Origin of the sequence: Microcoleus sp. AR_TQ3_B6 (assembly GCF_036702785.1) — a bacterium.
In the GTDB taxonomy this organism is placed as follows: Bacteria; Cyanobacteriota; Cyanobacteriia; order Cyanobacteriales; family Microcoleaceae; genus Microcoleus.
The window spans coordinates 15,248-32,218 of sequence record NZ_JAUBVJ010000092.1 but is presented as its reverse complement, the minus strand read 5'-3'; the positions used below and the strand labels follow the sequence as shown (position 1 = coordinate 32,218).

The following is a 16,971-nucleotide window of genomic DNA, read 5'->3' as shown; positions in this document are numbered from 1 at the left end:
GTCTTACACTTTATCCGCGCCGTTCGCGAGTCAAAGTCTTTTCAGGTAAGGGTTTTAGGCTTATTCAGCAAACCCTACTTAGAGGCTATTCAGTTTTAGGATTGGACAGGACGCGTTGGGGAAGAGCAAGAACCCGGCTAGTATTAAGTCTACTAACACTAATTTACTCTTGATTGGGAGAACTAGCTTAATTTTGTCTATAACTTTTTTCATAGCTTGTTACCTCCTTTGTTTTCGTTAGTGGGAGACTGGCTTTTCCTTTTCCGTAGCTTAGCGACGTAAACAATCACTCTACCAATCTGCGCCATTGTCTCAGCCTTCGCCCATGCATCCCTCCCTTCCGGGAAGCTTTTGGATCTCAGAAACAAAAAAATTTGTTTGTCGGGATCCTCCTCATAGATTCAACGAACCTATACAATTATTGTAGAGTGCTTTTCATGGATTGAGTAGCGGCTGATAACCGAACATGGCTAGCGGGAAATAAAAGGAAGAATCTGGGCCGTTTTACGGCGGGGAGTTGTCAAATACTAAACTAAGTGCATCATTCGGCGAGTGAAATCGCTGCATAGAGTCAAACTTTCGTCCGCCTCCGCAGACTGTACGAGATCGACCTGTATCATTAATCTCACTGTTGAATCATGCTACAAATTTCTAACACTGTGTTCATAGACGATCGCGAAATCGAGATTAGTGCAATTCGCTCTCAAGGCGCGGGGGGGCAAAATGTAAATAAGGTGGCGAGTGCGATTCACTTGCGCTTTGATATCCCAGCTTCCTCATTGCCCGATCGCTACAAGCAGCGTTTGTTGCAAATCAACGACCAGCGCATCACCTCCGAAGGTGTGATTGTCATCAAAGCGCAGGAACACCGCAGCCAGGAACAAAACCGGGAGGAGGCTTTGAGACGGCTGCAAGAACTCATTAAAAGTGCGATCGTCATACCGAAAAGGCGCAAACCCAGCAAAGCAACTCGTAGTTCCCAGCGCAAGCGTCTCGACAGCAAAACCAAGCGAGGGCAGATTAAAGCTCTGAGAGCGAAAATTACCGATTGAGGGATGAAAGGTCCTTGTCACCCTCTAGACATCGATCGGTTGCAGTTAATTCCGCTCTAAATGGATGATTGCAGGCTCAGTTGCAGTTAGCCCTGGGTTTGTGTTGCAGTTAATCCTGGCTGAACTTTAATTTCAGTTGCAATTAATCCATCCTCAAAAATCGCAGCATTGCAGGGACATAGCGTTTAGTATTGCAGGTCCCTACACCTAGGGGGGAAAATCTATACCCTAGTACCAGAACTGTTGCGCGATCGCCCGATCTACAATTGAGGGAGTGGGCTTCGACTTTTAATGGAAGCAGAATATTGAGGAATTTATGGCAATTAAGGTGATTGGTGCAGGTTTTGGACGAACAGGAACGCTATCTATCAAAGCTGCTTTAGAAGAACTCGGTTTTAGTAAATGCTACCACATGGTAGAACTTCTAACACACCCTTCTGATGTAAAGTTTTGGGAGGATGCCACTCAGGGAAAACCTGTCAATTGGGATGCTTTGTTTGATGGCTATCAAGCAATAGTAGATTACCCAGGTTATCGTTACTACAGTCAACTTATCCAGCACTATCCTGATGCTAAAGTTCTGTTGAGTATTCGAGATGCAGATAGTTGGTATGAGAGTACCTTGAAAACAATCTACCAAGCAGGGCCAAAAGGTTGGGACAAGCTAAAGATGGCTTTATCGCTCCCGTTTTCTCCTAAGCTGCGGAGTCTAGTTCGCATCTTCCGCATGGCAGATAAAGATGTTTGGCTGAAGGATTTTCAAGGGAAATTTGAGGATAAACCCTACGCGATCGGAATTTTCAATCAACACATTGAAGAAGTCAAACGTTTGGTTCCACCAGAGCGGCTGTTAGTTTACCAAGTGAAGGAGGGTTGGGAACCCTTGTGTCACTTCCTTGGCGTATCTGTTCCTCCTGACAAGCCTTTTCCACATCTCAACGATCGCGCCACATTTCAACAGGCATCAAAAGAGCTTTACTAGCATTGAAGTTCTTGCCCAATTAAAGATTAATCATTATTACAATGTACCTCTCCCCCCCTTCCAAGGGTAGGTTCGATCCTGGTCGGGTTAAGGTCGATCGAACTTACAGCCTGACTCAAAATTGTATCAGCAGTAATTTTTTAACTGTTGGTTTGGTTTGATTGCTTCGGAGGGCCAAAACTCTCTGGAAGTTCATCTATGATTTCAATCGCTCTTTGTCAAACTTTCGTCCGCCTCCACAGACTGTGCGAGATCGGCCTGTATCTTTAATCCCACTGACGATCGCTCATGCTACAAATTTCTAATACAGTGTTCATAGACGATCGCGAAATCGAGATTAGTGCGATTCGCTCTCAAGGCGCGGGGGGGCAAAATGTAAATAAGGTGGCGAGTGCGATTCACTTGCGCTTTGATATCCCAGCTTCCTCATTGCCCGATCGCTACAAGCAGCGTTTGTTGCAAATCAACGACCAGCGCATCACCTCCGAAGGTGTGATTGTCATCAAAGCGCAGGAACACCGCAGCCAGGAACAAAACCGGGAGGAGGCTTTGAGACGGCTGCAAGAACTCATTAAAAGTGCGATCGTCATACCGAAAAGGCGCAAACCCAGCAAAGCAACTCGTAGTTCCCAGCGCAAGCGTCTCGACAGCAAAACCAAGCGAGGGCAGATTAAAGCTCTGAGAGCGAAAATTACCGATTGAGGGATGAAAGGTCGATCGGGCTTTTTGAGTTTTTATTTGTCAGTCGGGATTTGGTGGGCCTAAGTCGTCAGGCAAATCGTTAAGCGTTTTTCCCAAAGCTTTGCAAAGGGCTTTCATTTGAGCAATGGTCAGTTCGGGTTCGTCTAGTCCTCGTTCCCATTTGCTAATGGCTTGCTGAGTTAGGGTTTTTGTGCGGGTTTTGTCGGGAATTTGCTTTGCTAAAGCGGATTGCGATAAACCAGCAGCTTCCCGCAAGATTTGCAGTGCTGGTATATCTTTGGACTCTTGAGTTTGTTTCTTTCTGGGCATATCATAGCAAATTCACAACCAAAGTTGTTGACAAATTGAGGGAATACAACTAAGGTTGTTAAAGATAGAGACAACAGAAAGGCGGCTCCTTTAGCCGGACGGTGGAAACGCTTTGGTTTAGCGAGCTGCCTTATTTGTAGTTTCTACCCATTATCAAGAAATTGGGTTTAAAACCCCGTCCTTCTAGGACGGCTTTAATTTCTTAAACCCATTCCCAAAAACCAGGGAATTGCTGGTTTTTGTAGTATACTATGTATACTATAAAAGTCAAGGTTAAACTCCTTCGCCATCGTGAAACAGGGACTCAGACACACTTTTAGGCGTAAACCGGGGGACAAAGAGCGGCGAAAACTCTCAAAACAGCTAGGGGCTTAATACAGCCTCATAACCAGAAAAACAAACAATTCACTTTTTTTTAGATAGGGTAGGGCATACCCGAATTCTAGGTCAATATCCTAGTACGCTTTTGGAGATAGACCCTCTGGGGTGACTGCGAATCGGGCTCGTTAATTGGTAGGATTTCTACGGTTAAAAGGTTTGAGTATTGCCGCAAGGACGTAGCACTTAAAGGTCAGTCGCTGAATTAAGAATCCCCACACCTTTAGGTTGGGGAGTGTCAAGCCTGCATAGCCTTAGTATTTTCCGGGCTTGGGTGCATGACTCAAGCCCCTTTCCCTAGACATGGACGAACCCCTGCGGGTTAGTTGTCGTTCGATGAGGGCTCACGACTTGGTAAGTCATCGGGAATTTTGGTTACGTCTAATCCTAAAACCTCAAACATAGTTTTTAGAGAAACCTGGTACAGGTTAGCCATAGCAAGTATGTTTTCAGCATTAGGTAGAGCCTTGCCTAATTCCCAGTCAGCTTGTCTTCGCTCGGAAATTCCGATTTTTTCTTTGACTTGAGGGCGTGTTAGTCCAGCTTGTTCTCTGAGCAGTCTCAATGGAGACTTCTCCTTTTCTTGTAACTCTTCTTCTATCATGGGACGGAATATTCATGATGTAAACGTCTTGATAAAGACTTGGATAAGACGTAAACTTCATGTTGGTAGGTCATCGGGAATTTTGGCTACGTCTAGTCCCATACATCTAGCAAGTGTTTTTAGTGGTACGCCTAGCTCGCGCGCCAGAGCAATGGCCCTATCGAAGCGAGGAATGGATTCTCCTCGTTCCCAATCGCCAATAATGCGAATTCCTACCCCCATTCGACGACTAAGTTCGGGTTGGGTCAAATTTGCACTTTCTCTAAGGTTTTTCAAGGTTATGGTTTCTTGATCTTTAGCTTCCATCAATTGTAGCAGTTAGTTGCTAGCAGAATAGTGCTTGACTCGTTGGTATCTGGCACTAAACTGCTAGTAGATAAGCAAAACAAAGGCAATCGGGCAAGCCTCCTTTCGTCAAAATGCAGGTTTGAAGAACCGCCTTATTTGTAGTGTCTACCCATTATGCCTGCATAGCCAAGCGTATTTTCCCGGCAAGGGTCATGACTTAAGCCCTTTTTTCTCAACGCCCAGGAGGTGATGCCATTTAAAAGGTCGATCGAACTTACAGCCTGACTCAAAATTGTATCCGCAGTAATTTTTTAACTGTTGGTTTGGTTGGATTGCTTCGGAGGGCCAAAGCTCTCTGGAAGTTCATCTATTTTTTCTATTTGTAGTTCTCGGCAAATTGCTTTCAACTGTTCCAGAGAAAATTTGGGCTCTGTTGCTCCAGATATCCATCTGTGATAGGTGGCGCGGGGAATCCCACATTTAAAAGCGAACTCATCTTGTGATAAGTCTGTTTTGTGGATTCTTAGGGCTTCCAATGGTGAATTGCCCTCCTGTCTTCGTTCTTTTCTTGATGACATTGGATCGTAAAATCTCATATTGAGATGTCATACTTGACAAAATTAAATTGACATCTCATAATGAGACAAAGGTGACATGACAAAGGGCGGCGAGCGCGAGCCTCGTTTCGTCAAAATGCAGGTTTGAAGAACCGCCTGATTTTTCGTGTCTATCAATTGTGCTTGCATACCCAAGCGTATTTTTGGGGGTTGGGCGCATACCTCAAGCCCCTTTTTTCTCAACGCCGAGGAGGTGGTGCCATGTAAAAGGTCGATCGACCTCACAGAGACGGCCCAACTCAAAATTGTATCAAATATCCAGACCAAAACTTCTCCTTTGCGATCGCACAACTTCCGTGGTATCGTGCCATTTCTCGAACCATTCCAGATCATGCCCACATCCATTGACAACTTCTACCTAGGCGATGTCGCCTCCAACTTTCACTTTGCAGGCCCGCTGCTAGACTTTGAAGAAGAAATCCAGAATCAATCTCCCTTTCACGATTTAGACTTCCTGACAGGCGAAATTAAAAGGGGATTCCTAGACTACGTGCGGCAAGGAATCATGCTGGACGCCATCCGAAAACTGCGATTGTACAAAGACAAGTTCAAAACCTTTAAAAGTTACTGCGAACAAGCATTAGGCAGACAGTATTTTTACTGCACGCAAATCATCAAATCAGCGAGCATTTGCCTGCGCTTAATTAAAGCAGGATTTGAGATATTGCCGAGCTGCGTTGCTCAAGTTGTCCCTTTGTTCAAACACGCAATCACCGACCAATACGGCGACAGTCCTTTACAGGAAAAGTGGCAAGAAGTGGTGGATGTCATACCCAAAGAAAGGATTACCGCAGTAACTATTGCCGAAACAGTTGACAACAATCCCAACCTCCGGCTCAAACAAATTCGGATTAAAACCGACACTTACGCCCTTTTAACCAAAAAAGCAGCCGCAGCCGGACTGTCAATTTCGGAATTTTTGGCAAGGTTGGTTGACGAATACAATCCCAGAAATTTAGAGCAGCCAGCGGAACATACTCCCGAACAAGAGGAGATTTTAGACCAATTAGACGCCGAGTTTAAGAAGCCGGCAGCGGAACAGACTTCAAAATCTGCCCGAGGCAAAGTTAAGTCTAAAGGTTTTGGATTGAAAGTTGAGCCGAAAGGTGGTAAAACGGAAGTTAAGGCGAAAAGTTTGAAAGGGGAAGTTAAGGCGAAAAGTTCGGAAGGTGCAGTTAAGTTGAAAAATCGGCAAACAGAAATCAAAGCCGAGAAACAGTCGAATTCATTTAATCAGGAAAATCATGAAGTCATCTGCTCAAAATCCAATCATGCGTCAACTGAAATTAATGGAGGTTCAACTGAACGAAATTCAGTGCCACCTTATTAAAGCCACTGTTTTGAATTGGTGGCAAATAGTTTTGCCTGACGGTCAGAAGATTGCGATCGAGCACGCGGGCGGCGGACATTGGATTTTTCGGGCTAACGGGCTTGAGAAATCTCATCCAGAAGTGCGGCTAGCGGTGTTAAGGGCGATCGCCCAAGGCTGTCGCAGGTAAGTTATCAGGGGGTTTTTCCCTTTAAATCTGTTAGCATCGGAATTATTCCTATCTCTATTCTCCTCATCTGCGTGAATCAGCGTCAATCCATTGTCATCTGCGGTTACGAAATTATCTTTTTTTAACCGCAGATGAGGGCAGATAAACACAGATTAACGCAGATGAATTCTCTCACTTTGAGGAAGCATTTGCTCAATTGTCTCTACTAACGTTTCAGGATCGACAGGCTTGGGAAGATGCCTTTGAAATCCGGCTGCTAGTGCTTGCTGTTGATTTGTCTCACCTGCATAGGCTGTGAGAGCGATCGCCCGAATCTGTCCTCCCTCCTCTGTGGATAGTTGTCTGATTTGACCAATCAACTTATAGCCATCGATTTGTGGCATTCCAATATCAGCAATCAAAACATCTGGCTTAAGTTTAGTAAGTTGTTGTAGCGCATCTGTTGCTGAAGATACAGTGATCACGGTGGCTCCCGCTTGCTCCAAAATACATTGAACTAAATCTAAATTGTCTATTTCGTCATCGACGGCCAGGATACATAATCTAGCCAAGGGTGAAGTGTGAGCCTTGAGTGATAGACTGTCCTTCTGCTCGCTGATTGCATCATTGCTTCTGGCTAATAAGGGAAGTGTGACAGTAAATGTTGCTCCCTGTCCTTCTCCCAAACTTTCGGCTTTGACAGTTCCACCATGTAGCTCAACGACGTGACGGACGATCGCTAATCCCAGCCCTAACCCACCAAAGGTTCTCGTAATACTGCTATCGGCTTGTCGAAATGTGTCAAAGACATAGGGGATAAATTCTGGCTTAATCCCTTTTCCTGTATCCCTGACTTGAATTTGAGCATAGGAATCAATCGTTTTTAGCTCAACTTCAACTCGACCTCCAGTTGGGGTGAACTTAATGGCATTGGTGAGCAAATTCCAGATAACCTGTTGCAATCGGGTAGCATCTCCTAACACATCGCCCACATTGGGTTCTAGCTGAGTTTGAATTTGAATGTTTTTCGCTTCGGCGGCTAAATGAACTGTTTCGATCGCAGCTTTAAGAGTTGTTTTCAAATTAATAGGAGTAGAGTTCAAACTCAGCTTGCCTTGCAGAATGCGAGAAATATCCAGCAAATCCTCAATCAGTTGAACTTGCAACTCGGCGTTGCGTTCAATTGTTTCGAGAGCTACCGCCGTCTTGCCAGAATCTAGGGTTCCCCTTCGCAGCAGCCGAGTCCAACCCAGAATAGGATTCAACGGAGTTCGCAATTCGTGCGACAAGACAGCTAAAAACTCATCTTTAATTCGGTTAGCTGCTTCGGATTGTGCCCGTGCTTGCGATTCTGACTCGTAGAGCCGTGCTCGGTCGATCGACTGCGCCGACTGCTGTGCCAGTGCCAAAACGAAAGCCCGATCGCTCTCACAAAGCTGGGGAACGGTCGAAAAACTCAGCGATAGTCCACCAACGGCTTGTCCTTCAATCAACAATGGCACTGAAATCCAGGCTTTTGAACCAACCTTGGCATAAGCTTCAGCTAAATGAGGATAACGGGCAATTCGGTTTTCGATAGTTTCTAGCCAAACAGGTTGCCCACTTCGCACGGCTTCTGCCAGAGGATAGGGTGCATGAATCGAAAAACTGCGCTGAAATTCTGCTACGTGCTCGTACCCGATCGCTTGAATAATCTCCAGTTCGCTTGCCGCCGGGTTTAATACCGCAACCAAACCACAACTTGCTCCCAGTGCGGACATTCCCTGTTCAATAATCACCTGAGCCACTTGAGCCGAGGTTAGCGATTCCGACAAAGCTGTCATCACCACCAGCAGTCGAGCCGTGCGGTTAGCAGCGAGTTCGGCGGCTAATTTCGCTTGTTGTGTTTCATTATAGAGACGAGCGTTATCAATGGCGATCGCTGCTCGCTGAGCCAAATCTTCAGCCAGGGCAATGTCTTCTAGGCGATAGCGGCGATCGGATTCAGTAAACACAAAGGTAATGCTACCCAACACGCGCCCCCGTGCCTGTAGCGGTGCAATGATGCAGGACTTTAACCCAACTCCACGTATGATTTCCAGGTATTCAGCATTCGGCACTGCGGCAACTAACTGTTCATCTGTAATCTCAATCCCAATTTCAACCTGTCCTGTTTGCATCACTTTAGCAATGCCATACCCATCATCGAGATGTCTGGGAAAGCGTTGAGCCAACTCCCAGCCAAACTTCACTTTTTCGGGATCTGTATGAGCAACTGCAACCCGACCAATTGTGCGATCGTCATTCAGCAGATCGACACTACACCAATCTGCAAAATAAGGAACTGCCAGCTTTGCAACGCTTTGGAGAGTTTGTTCATACTCTAGTGAAGAGGAAAGGACAGCACTCACTCCCGCTAAAAATGCTGATTTTTGTTGAGAATTCTCTGCTAAAGCACGGGCTGCCTGTTCTTGAACAAGCTGTACTCGTTCGTCTTCGGTTTGCTTGCGTTCAGTAATGTCGCTGAAAGCAGCAATGATATTGATAATTTGTCCCTCTGTGTCAAACAAAGGAGAAGCATTGATCGAGAGAATACGGAGAGTTCCATCGGCATGGCTAATGCCATGTTCAATACCATAAACCGGCTCACCTGTTTGCATCACCCTCGCAAACGGCAGTTCCTCTTCTGGGAAAGGATGACCCTCCACGGTTGTAATCAACCAGGATGGATCGTTATAGCCTCGCTCCACAATGTCGCTGCGAGTCAATCTTAAAATCCTCTCTGCTGCCCTATTTGCGGCTATAATCTGTCCGGTAGAATCTAGAATAGTGATGCCATCAGGAATAGTTTGGAAGATGCTGGATAATTGCGCTTCACCCTCACGCAGAGCAGTTTCTGCCTGCTTGCGCTGTGTAATGTCGTGCATCACGACAACTGCACCCTGTTTTTCGCCGTTTGCGGCAATAATTGGCTGTCCAGTTGCTAACAGCATTCGCGCAGTTCCCTGCTGCGGAACAATCATCATTTCCACATCACGAACGTTCTGTCCTTGCAATGCCTGAAACAGGGGAATATCCTCTGTATTCATGGGTGTTTTGCCGTCGGGCAAATACAAGTTATAATACTGGGCCCATTGCTCCGGTGGAACTGGCTGCTGAGGTACTCCATGAAAATCTTTAGCTGCTTGGTTAAATACCGTCAATATGCCCTCGGCATCGCAAGCTACAATGCCAGCTTGAACGTTGTTTAGAATTGCCTTCAAAAAGTCCTGTTTTTTCTGAAGAGTGGCTTCCACCTGCTGACACTTGGCGATTTCGGCTTTCAATTGTCGATCGACTTGAGATGTTTCAGTCGTGTCTTGGAAGTAAAGGAGTAAGCCATCTTCACTCTTGATGAGGCGAATTCTCAACCACTTGTTGAGTGAGGGGTAGTGTTCTTCAAACTCGATTGCAGTTGGCGTTGCGATCGCTTGATGACAATACTTATATAGCTCAGAGGTAAGATCGACGGAAAATACTGTCCTTATATTTTTGCCGATTAGGTGTTGCCTCGGACTGTTTAAAAGCTGCTCTGCTTTATGGTTGACATAGGTGCAGTGCCACTCTGAATTAATAGAAATGAAGGCCTCAGCCATGCGATCTACGATCGCCGCAAATCGTGCTTCGAGCGCTTGGCAGTCCGTACATAGCTCTTGAGGAAAATTTACAGTAAGCTCTTCTCGATGATTCAAGGAGTTTGTACGTTCTACATTCATTGCGGTTCGTCCTGCCTATTTACCTATTATGCCAGCTATTGTTAGGGAATCAAGATATACAGGACTTACGCAGAGATCCCCCTAGCCTCCTAAAAAAGGGACTTTGACTGTTCCCCCCCCTAAAAAAGGGGGGCGCCCGGGCGATCGAGGTTTTAAGCTTTTGGTGCGTAAGTCCTAATATATAGTAGGCCCAAAACCTCAGCCATTCAGTTTTTAAGCAAACGGGCGATCGCAACTCATGGCAGAGCACGGCTAAAAATTCGTCTTTAATCCGGTTAGTGGCTTCTCCTTGGGATCGTGCAAGGCGGCTTCTAACAGTTATTCTCTTTCTTGTTCTGCTTGCTTGCCCTTTGTTCGCGGATAGGGATGGTGCCTAGGAGAATCAAGCTAGCGTTTCTTTAACACCGAACTCATGCAAACTACGCAACTGCTGAGCAACAGCCTCGACAAAACGTGGCGACTGTACTAAATCTCAGACCTACGCATATTCCGTCATTCCTAATGGAGAATGCCAAATCTACCCGTTTGGTTGTAGAAACAACAAAACCCTCTTGGTTGTGGGCGGGTTTTAGGTATGGACACCACTGGACTCGAACAAGTGACCCCTACCATGTCAACCTAGCGCTCTAACCAACTGAGCTATGCGTCCCCCGCTTATCCACCGTTAAAAATTTGCTTATACCAATTCACTATGAAGTTGCACTTAATATAGCTTCAAGGATATAGTCCCAACCACAGAGAGATAAAACTTCTTCCTTCGTGAGAGATTTGATAATTCTATTTACTTGTTCTTTGAGTCGCTCTAAAATCGAATAATTTTCCTACTTGAGGTTTTTTTGTAGGCTACCACTATCTTTAAATCGGATTTAATTCAGGACTATAGGCTGGTAAATATATTGGCATTACATGGTCAGGTCAGTCTAATAATAGAGCTTTATGTCAGCTACCATTATCCATGATAATTAGATTGAAAATCTCTGAGTATTTTTGACCAAATTCATTTAAAAACTCTTGAAAGCAGTTGTAATTGAGCCGAGGAAATTCTTAATAATATTGTTCACCTGTTGCTGGCTCTACGACTCCCTATAAAAGTTGACTCGTTTCCATTGCTTTTTGCCAATGGGTTTTACCCCCTTTAATGTAATCATTCTGCCCTGCATATAGCAATCCTAAATGATTCTACTCGTTACCAGGCTCTTCCTGATAACGCAGATCCGGAGGAAGAGCCTCGATTGTAGGAGGAAAGGCAGAACAAGAGTGACATTGATTAAGAGGCGAAACGCCTGGAAGTTATTGAAACTGATGCGAGGATTACTATAGTAATCAATCCAAATCTACTCTCGTCCTGACACCATATCCTTACGGGATTGTAGTTTCCCAAATATTTAATCATTACTTTGATGAGTTCACATAGTTGTTTTTTGAAGCTTGCCTGTACCTCTTCTTTCGCTTTGCCACTTTGGGGTATTGGGAGTTTAAGGTCAGCTTTCAATTTATAATGAACTCGGTCATGTACCACTTACTAGCTCACTTTAATTCCGCATTATCTTTCTAGCCAGAGCTGTAATTTACCATAATTTTTTGCTCCCTACGTAGCAGTCGATCGATGAATTATATCTCACGCTCGGGTGGAATATTTGGAGTCTTTCCAGGAGCTTTTTTAACTGTTAGTAATGAGGTAATTCCACATGGTTGGTAAGCTCTTAACCAACGATATATTGTTGAAGAGTCTCGCTTCAGCATCGTGGCTAATTCTTCTCTTGTTTTGATTTTTTTGTAGCCATCCACTATAATAGCAGTAATTTTTATTTACTTACTGCGGTTATACCCCGTTCGAGTCAATCCTCTAGTTCCTCAACCGTTTCCTGGATTTCTACCTGAAATTTGTTGGTCATATTGGATCTCCTCTACTTTTAGCATAAATGAGCGTGTACCTTCATAGTGAATTGGTATTAGAATTTCAGTCAGAAAGTAGGTTTATAAAAATTGGTTCATCAACCGATGCTCGATCTTAGAGAATGGTAATTTTTTGTGATGTAGAGACCAAAAGTGAGTTTCGCTTAGTCACTAATTTACCGGATGATGGAGAGGCGGCAGTTTCCGATGATAAAATTAGGGATATATATCGCTTAAGATGGCGAGTAGAATTGTTCTGGAAGTTTTTAAAGATGCACCTCAAACTTGATAAATTGATTAGCAAAAGTTTGAATGATATTACCATACAACTTTATACTAGCCTAATTGCTTATCTAATTTTACAAGGGATATCTATTCCCGCGCAATGGGGTAATAAACTATTAGATAATATTCGCTATCTTCAAGCTTGTATGTGTCACAAAATTAGTTTTGTTCATTGGTTTGAGGAACTCATGTTTTGTTGAAAGATTTACCTGGTTAGTCTTACTATATCTAAATATGTAAAGTTTTGTATTAAGATTCAACATTTCTGCAATAGCATCTATAACCAAATGGGATTACATTTTATCGGTACTAGCCACGCTCTGCATGATTTTGGAGAAATGGTATAAGCCCTTATGGTCTAAGTTTTCTACTGTCATCTCAGATGCTTTCTGCATGGGCTGCTGAATCCTGATTTGAGCGTTCATAGCGCTCGCAAGTTTACACTATTTTGGTGATGATTGCTTACTGCTGGCGATCGCAATTAACGCATTTTCGTCATCAATCAGGTAACAGTGAGGTCATAAACTTGGTTTGTGACGCTCGCAATTTTAACTCGTATCAGATTTAACTCATTCCCTCACTTCTATTGTCAGGAATTTTTAACGCTAGTGATGCGAGCGCGACCAAAAATCTTTAGTATTTTTACTCAAAATTGTCTCGGATGATTCACTTTTACCCCCTCAAGCAGTATATGTGCCAGTTGGGGGGTGCGGAATGTGGTTTATAAATTGCTTTCTTTGCAGTTTGAATGTTTATGTTTGCAATTCGCTACACCTATGTCTGATAAATCAAAAGATCGTAAGTACAAAAAGCCGGTTTTTCCCGCTCAATAATATCCCTAACTAATCGTTCATCAATTTGCTTACCGGGCTCAGGACGCAAGCGCACACTAAAATGAAACGGACGCCCACTCCCCAACATTGAGTCTCTACCAATTAGCGTTTCTCCCATCACAAAACCGCGAGTAAAATTTTCTTCGATACTGATGTGTTTTTCTGCTTCTTCTAAAGATTCGTCTAATGGTAACTCTGTATAAAGATGCAGATAAAAACGCAAAGATAGGCGCGTTCCATGCCAGCGATAAAGTTCTACCGCGTTGCGAATTAGACGACGCTGTTGTTTAATATTCCAACGGCGTTCGATGGGCCAAGCCACCCAATTTGCGAGAAAAGAAAGTAACGACTCCGGTGCGGTCAAAGGGTCTAAGTAAGCCCATAAAACGTCAATTGTTTGGACAGTAGGGTCAAATGCCTGCTCGAAAATACTTAAAAATCGTCCAATAAAATCTACTTCGCGGTAAATGGCGGGGACAAAATTTACGTAGGAACTTGAGGGACGCACGCACAGGTTAAACACTCGATAGGCAACGAGTTGCCGTTCGGTTTGGGTTTCAGCGTAGACATAAACTTGAGTTTCGTAATTAATTTTTAAGCGATCGCGCCCCCCCTCTAAAGCATACTGATTTTCAAAGTAATCCTCTGGAATTTGGAAACAGAGGGCTTTATCCACTTTTTGATTAGCAGCAATCTCTTCGGCTTCTTCCTGCTGCCAAAGGCACCAATTTAAAGGAAAATCTCCTTCAACTTCCAATCGCCATAGTAGCGAATGAGTTCCCAAGTTTTCTAACTGTACCAACATTTCCCCCGGTTCCCCAGGATAGAGGAGGAGGTTGTTGGCGATCGCCACTTCTGCATTATTGACGCCATAACCTGCTAAAGCCGATGAGTTTGCTGGTTCTGGAGGTTGCATGGATGCGAGTTTAATCGCTAAAGTTGGACGGTAATTAGATTGAGACATTACTTAAAACTTATTAACTACTCACAAACTTACAACTCACAAATTATTAACAATTCAAAACTCAACCCATTCCCCCTCAATCAAAAAACTCAATACTATGACCAGATATTAATCGAGTATTTTCTTGCTCTGCCCAAGAACAGATCAAACCTAAAGAACCTGGATTAATCATTTCTTGGGGCGCAGGTTCGCGGAACCATCCTGAAACATATTTTCGCAATTCAAACAACTCTACCATTCCTATATAGCGTATCCCGGGAATTTTTTGGCATAAAGCAAAGATATCGGAACGAGATACGGGGCGACCTAAATCCCAACCTTTCCCCTCAATTCCACCAGTCAGAGGATTAAGAAAGCGGTATAAAGCTATCAGCAATTGAGTGCGGATCTGCTCTATAACGCGAGGGTTATTATATTTCGATTCGATGATAACTTCAGTTGTAACGCTAACCCCGACGTATTCTGGTTCTTGTAACTTCACTTGCACTCCCAAAGGTTTGCGGTCTTGCATATATTCTAAAATTTCTGTCTCTAACATAGAGTTGAGGACAAAATATTGGTCTGGAGCCATCCCTAACCGAAAATCAATCATTTCTGTCTCAACTTTCGGCACAATTAATAGGGTAACTCTGCCAGGTGTAGTATTCATTGCATCCGTAAGACAATGTGCGCGAGCGACAGCTCTGGTTGCTGTTTTAGCGACATTTTCAAAATCTTCTGGTGTGACTGCCGATGCTCTCGTCCGCAATATTTGTGGCACTCGGATTACAGCTTCATCTAGCGATTCTGCGTCAACTCCTCCTGCTGCAGGTCGATAATTAACCACGCTTTTAACGTAAGGAATTGCTTGTTTAATTACTAATAATTTTTCCGCTTGCACGTTGCCCCTACTTCCCCCTCCCGTGCGGTAAGCTGTCATAAAAATTTCCGCACCTGGGGGAGGAACTTTGCCGTATTGTCGCTCTAATGATTCGTTAGAAGCACCATTGGCGTAGTCTGGCTGTAGATTAGATAAATTTCGGCTTTCTGTGGAATCTCGGCGTACAATTGTGCCCCCTGGTTGAATTTGCGATCGCTCTCTAGTTCTCTGCTTTAATTGTGCTGGTTCTCGAATCAACGGACCAAATTGAACCGTACCTGTTTGGGCATCAATAGTATAGTGGAGATCCTCAGGACCAGAGTCAGCGAAATCGGTAACTTCTTGCCATGTTTCGGCCGGACTATTAATCGGTTTTACTTGAATACATTCGCCTGGTTTGCGCCTTAAAATCGGTTGAGCTTGTAATTGAAATGCTTGTCCTGCTTTGCCCTCACTGACTCCCAAAAGTTCGTTTTCAATCCGAATGCATTCGCTGGCATTTACCGCACCGCCGATCGATCGAACTTTTATACCAAAAATGCTAGGCGAACTGCTATAACTTGGTTGTAATTGTCTCGGATAAGTGTAAACGCAACGTATCCAGTGTCCTCGATATTCCGTTCCGAAATCGGTGCTAGGCAATTGTTGGGGTAAATGTAATATTACATCTGCTCCATCAATTGAAGGATTAGTGCCTTGCTCTCCTAAGTCGCTAAAACTAAAGCCTTTGGTTTTATCGTCTTCTGGTTTTCGCAAAATAGTTGACTGCCAATTTTTACCATTCCAAGCTTCCCATCTTAATGGTGGGTTCTCTGGGTCAATCCCGGTGCTTCTAGCGACTTGTCCTCTAAAAGTGAGAGCAATTACATTTCCGGTAATCGAATTTTCTATGTCTTCTTGTAAGACCAAATAAAAACAGTTACTGGGAAGCGATTGCTGGAACAGCAAGGTTTCTTCTAGATTCCACCATTGGTTGTTGCTGGAGGAGCGATCGCGGGTCGTCCTCTGTCGCAAATTGTTCGGTCGCTCTTCTTCTGTTAATCCTGTTAGAAAATGTTTAATTTGAGGATTGCCGATCGCAAATTCTTCATCTGTACTAAAAATAATCGCTTCTTGAGTTTCGGTTCGCACCGTAGCAACTTCGGTGGCATAGGGAATTCTAATCGGTTGTGGTTGTGCTTGAGTTAGATAAAATGTTAATTCGCACTCAGCGGGTGCAGGAGGTTGCAGGCGAATTCCCAACAATTCTAAAAACGCCACGTAATTGCGCCGGGGAACTTGATTAAACCGCATTAACATTTGGTCGGTCAACCAAGCAAACAGTTCAATTAAAGTTATTCCCGGATCGCCTGGGTTATGATTTGTCCATTCCGGACAATAGCGGGGAATGCGGAGTATACATTCTTCTACTAAGTCCTCAAAACTTCGGTCATCCAGATCGGATTTCGGTAATTTGGGTAAAAAATCAAAGTCCATAATTTATCTCAATTTTGTTGTTGTTACATTATTCACTATAAAACTTATCCCGTCCCCACCTCAGTTATTCTTCTTCTTCGAGAGATAAGTAAAATGGATAAACTAAACTTCGAGTATCGAGACTATTTTTAGGTTGATAAACGATCTCAATATCTACTCTACCCCTGATTGGGTCGGGGTCGGCACGTACTTCTTTTAAAATGATGCGTGGTTCCCACATTTCCAAAGCTTGTTCTACATACAGGCGAATTAACATCAAAGTTTGAACGTTCATCGGTTCAAATACTAATTCTGACAGGCGCGAACCAAAGTTGGGCCGATATACCCGTTCCCCCAAATCTGTTCGCAGGATAATCACGATCGATTCTTCGATGTTGGGCGTACCTGTACTGAGTTGGATGCCTCCCTGGACGTTGACTTGCAGGGGAAATCCCAATCCCGCCCCAATGTAGTTTTCCGGCGGCGGATAATAATAATTGTCTTCAGGCATAGGATTTACTTTTAGCAATCTCCT

General features: G+C 44.1%; 13 protein-coding genes and 1 pseudogene. 6 read left to right on the top strand and 8 right to left on the bottom strand.

The annotated features are described in order from the left end of the window. Window positions 1-638 precede the first annotated feature (638 nt). The 3 genes from arfB (QUB56_RS30235) to arfB (QUB56_RS30225) all read left to right on the top strand — a co-directional run bounded on the left by arfB (QUB56_RS30235) (window position 639) and on the right by arfB (QUB56_RS30225) (window position 2,736). Entirely contained in the window at window positions 639-1,052 is a 414-nt protein-coding gene (gene arfB, locus QUB56_RS30235) for an alternative ribosome rescue aminoacyl-tRNA hydrolase ArfB (RefSeq protein ID WP_332960044.1), read from the top strand. Window positions 1,053-1,368: 316 nt separating this feature from the next. Then, window positions 1,369-2,034, top strand: a complete 666-nt coding sequence (locus QUB56_RS30230) for a sulfotransferase family protein (protein WP_332960046.1) — start codon at window positions 1,369-1,371, stop codon at window positions 2,032-2,034. Between the two features lie 288 nt (window positions 2,035-2,322). Next, a complete protein-coding gene (arfB, locus tag QUB56_RS30225) occupies window positions 2,323-2,736 on the top strand; it encodes an alternative ribosome rescue aminoacyl-tRNA hydrolase ArfB (protein WP_332960044.1) in 414 nt (137 codons plus the stop codon). Window positions 2,737-2,775: 39 nt separating this feature from the next. On the opposite strand, the gene QUB56_RS30220 is transcribed toward arfB (QUB56_RS30225), so the two are convergent. The 4 genes from QUB56_RS30220 to QUB56_RS30205 all read right to left on the bottom strand — a co-directional run bounded on the left by QUB56_RS30220 (window position 2,776) and on the right by QUB56_RS30205 (window position 4,893). Then, window positions 2,776-3,045: a helix-turn-helix transcriptional regulator gene (locus QUB56_RS30220; protein WP_332960043.1), complete on the bottom strand. Its 270-nt coding sequence runs from the start codon at window positions 3,043-3,045 to the stop codon at window positions 2,776-2,778. Window positions 3,046-3,745: 700 nt separating this feature from the next. Further along, window positions 3,746-4,027 (bottom strand): helix-turn-helix transcriptional regulator, encoded by a 282-nt coding sequence (locus tag QUB56_RS30215; protein WP_332960042.1) that lies wholly within the window; start codon window positions 4,025-4,027, stop codon window positions 3,746-3,748. Window positions 4,028-4,084: 57 nt separating this feature from the next. After that, window positions 4,085-4,333: a helix-turn-helix domain-containing protein gene (locus tag QUB56_RS30210; RefSeq protein WP_190732406.1), complete on the bottom strand. Its 249-nt coding sequence runs from the start codon at window positions 4,331-4,333 to the stop codon at window positions 4,085-4,087. 293 nt (window positions 4,334-4,626) lie between these two features. Further along, window positions 4,627-4,893, bottom strand: a complete 267-nt coding sequence (locus QUB56_RS30205) for a helix-turn-helix transcriptional regulator (RefSeq protein ID WP_332960041.1) — start codon at window positions 4,891-4,893, stop codon at window positions 4,627-4,629. A 235-nt stretch (window positions 4,894-5,128) separates the two neighbouring features. Here QUB56_RS30205 and QUB56_RS30200 point away from each other — a divergent pair, with 235 nt between their 5' ends. After that, on the top strand, window positions 5,129-6,262 hold the full coding sequence (locus QUB56_RS30200) for a hypothetical protein (RefSeq protein WP_332960040.1): 1,134 nt from the start codon (window positions 5,129-5,131) through the stop codon (window positions 6,260-6,262). Window positions 6,263-6,272: 10 nt separating this feature from the next. Then, the gene (locus QUB56_RS30195) at window positions 6,273-6,431 is read left to right on the top strand and encodes a hypothetical protein (RefSeq protein ID WP_332960039.1); all 159 of its coding nucleotides are present in this window, start codon (window positions 6,273-6,275) and stop codon (window positions 6,429-6,431) included. A 152-nt stretch (window positions 6,432-6,583) separates the two neighbouring features. Here QUB56_RS30195 and QUB56_RS30190 read toward each other — a convergent pair whose 3' ends face one another. After that, window positions 6,584-10,144 (bottom strand): PAS domain S-box protein, encoded by a 3,561-nt coding sequence (locus tag QUB56_RS30190; protein WP_332960038.1) that lies wholly within the window; start codon window positions 10,142-10,144, stop codon window positions 6,584-6,586. A gap of 1,952 nt (window positions 10,145-12,096) precedes the next feature. Between QUB56_RS30190 and QUB56_RS30185 the strand changes: the two are divergent. Beyond that, window positions 12,097-12,525: pseudogene (locus QUB56_RS30185) on the top strand (transposase); the annotation flags it as partial. Window positions 12,526-13,099: 574 nt separating this feature from the next. On the opposite strand, the gene QUB56_RS30180 reads toward QUB56_RS30185, so the two are convergent. The 3 genes from QUB56_RS30180 to QUB56_RS30170 all read right to left on the bottom strand — a co-directional run bounded on the left by QUB56_RS30180 (window position 13,100) and on the right by QUB56_RS30170 (window position 16,947). Beyond that, entirely contained in the window at window positions 13,100-14,122 is a 1,023-nt protein-coding gene (locus tag QUB56_RS30180) for a phage tail protein (RefSeq protein ID WP_332960037.1), read from the bottom strand. A 76-nt stretch (window positions 14,123-14,198) separates the two neighbouring features. Then, the gene (locus QUB56_RS30175; protein ID WP_332960036.1) at window positions 14,199-16,457 is read right to left on the bottom strand and encodes a putative baseplate assembly protein; all 2,259 of its coding nucleotides are present in this window, start codon (window positions 16,455-16,457) and stop codon (window positions 14,199-14,201) included. A 64-nt stretch (window positions 16,458-16,521) separates the two neighbouring features. Next, window positions 16,522-16,947, bottom strand: coding sequence for a GPW/gp25 family protein (locus QUB56_RS30170; RefSeq protein ID WP_332960035.1), 426 nt, complete (start codon window positions 16,945-16,947; stop codon window positions 16,522-16,524). Between the last annotated feature and the right edge of the window lie 24 nt (window positions 16,948-16,971).

Excerpts from the sequence above, each read along its gene's own strand:
- arfB (WP_332960044.1), top strand. The coding sequence starts at position 639 with ATGCTACAAATTTCTAACACTGTGTTCATAGACGATCGCGAAATCGAG.
- QUB56_RS30230 (WP_332960046.1), top strand. The coding sequence starts at position 1,369 with ATGGCAATTAAGGTGATTGGTGCAGGTTTTGGACGAACAGGAACGCTA.
- arfB (WP_332960044.1), top strand. The coding sequence starts at position 2,323 with ATGCTACAAATTTCTAATACAGTGTTCATAGACGATCGCGAAATCGAG.
- QUB56_RS30220 (WP_332960043.1), bottom strand. The coding sequence starts at position 3,045 with ATGCCCAGAAAGAAACAAACTCAAGAGTCCAAAGATATACCAGCACTG.
- QUB56_RS30215 (WP_332960042.1), bottom strand. The coding sequence starts at position 4,027 with ATGATAGAAGAAGAGTTACAAGAAAAGGAGAAGTCTCCATTGAGACTG.
- QUB56_RS30210 (WP_190732406.1), bottom strand. The coding sequence starts at position 4,333 with ATGGAAGCTAAAGATCAAGAAACCATAACCTTGAAAAACCTTAGAGAA.
- QUB56_RS30205 (WP_332960041.1), bottom strand. The coding sequence starts at position 4,893 with ATGTCATCAAGAAAAGAACGAAGACAGGAGGGCAATTCACCATTGGAA.
- QUB56_RS30190 (WP_332960038.1), bottom strand. The coding sequence starts at position 10,144 with ATGAATGTAGAACGTACAAACTCCTTGAATCATCGAGAAGAGCTTACT.
- QUB56_RS30180 (WP_332960037.1), bottom strand. The coding sequence starts at position 14,122 with ATGTCTCAATCTAATTACCGTCCAACTTTAGCGATTAAACTCGCATCC.
- QUB56_RS30175 (WP_332960036.1), bottom strand. The coding sequence starts at position 16,457 with ATGGACTTTGATTTTTTACCCAAATTACCGAAATCCGATCTGGATGAC.
- QUB56_RS30170 (WP_332960035.1), bottom strand. The coding sequence starts at position 16,947 with ATGCCTGAAGACAATTATTATTATCCGCCGCCGGAAAACTACATTGGG.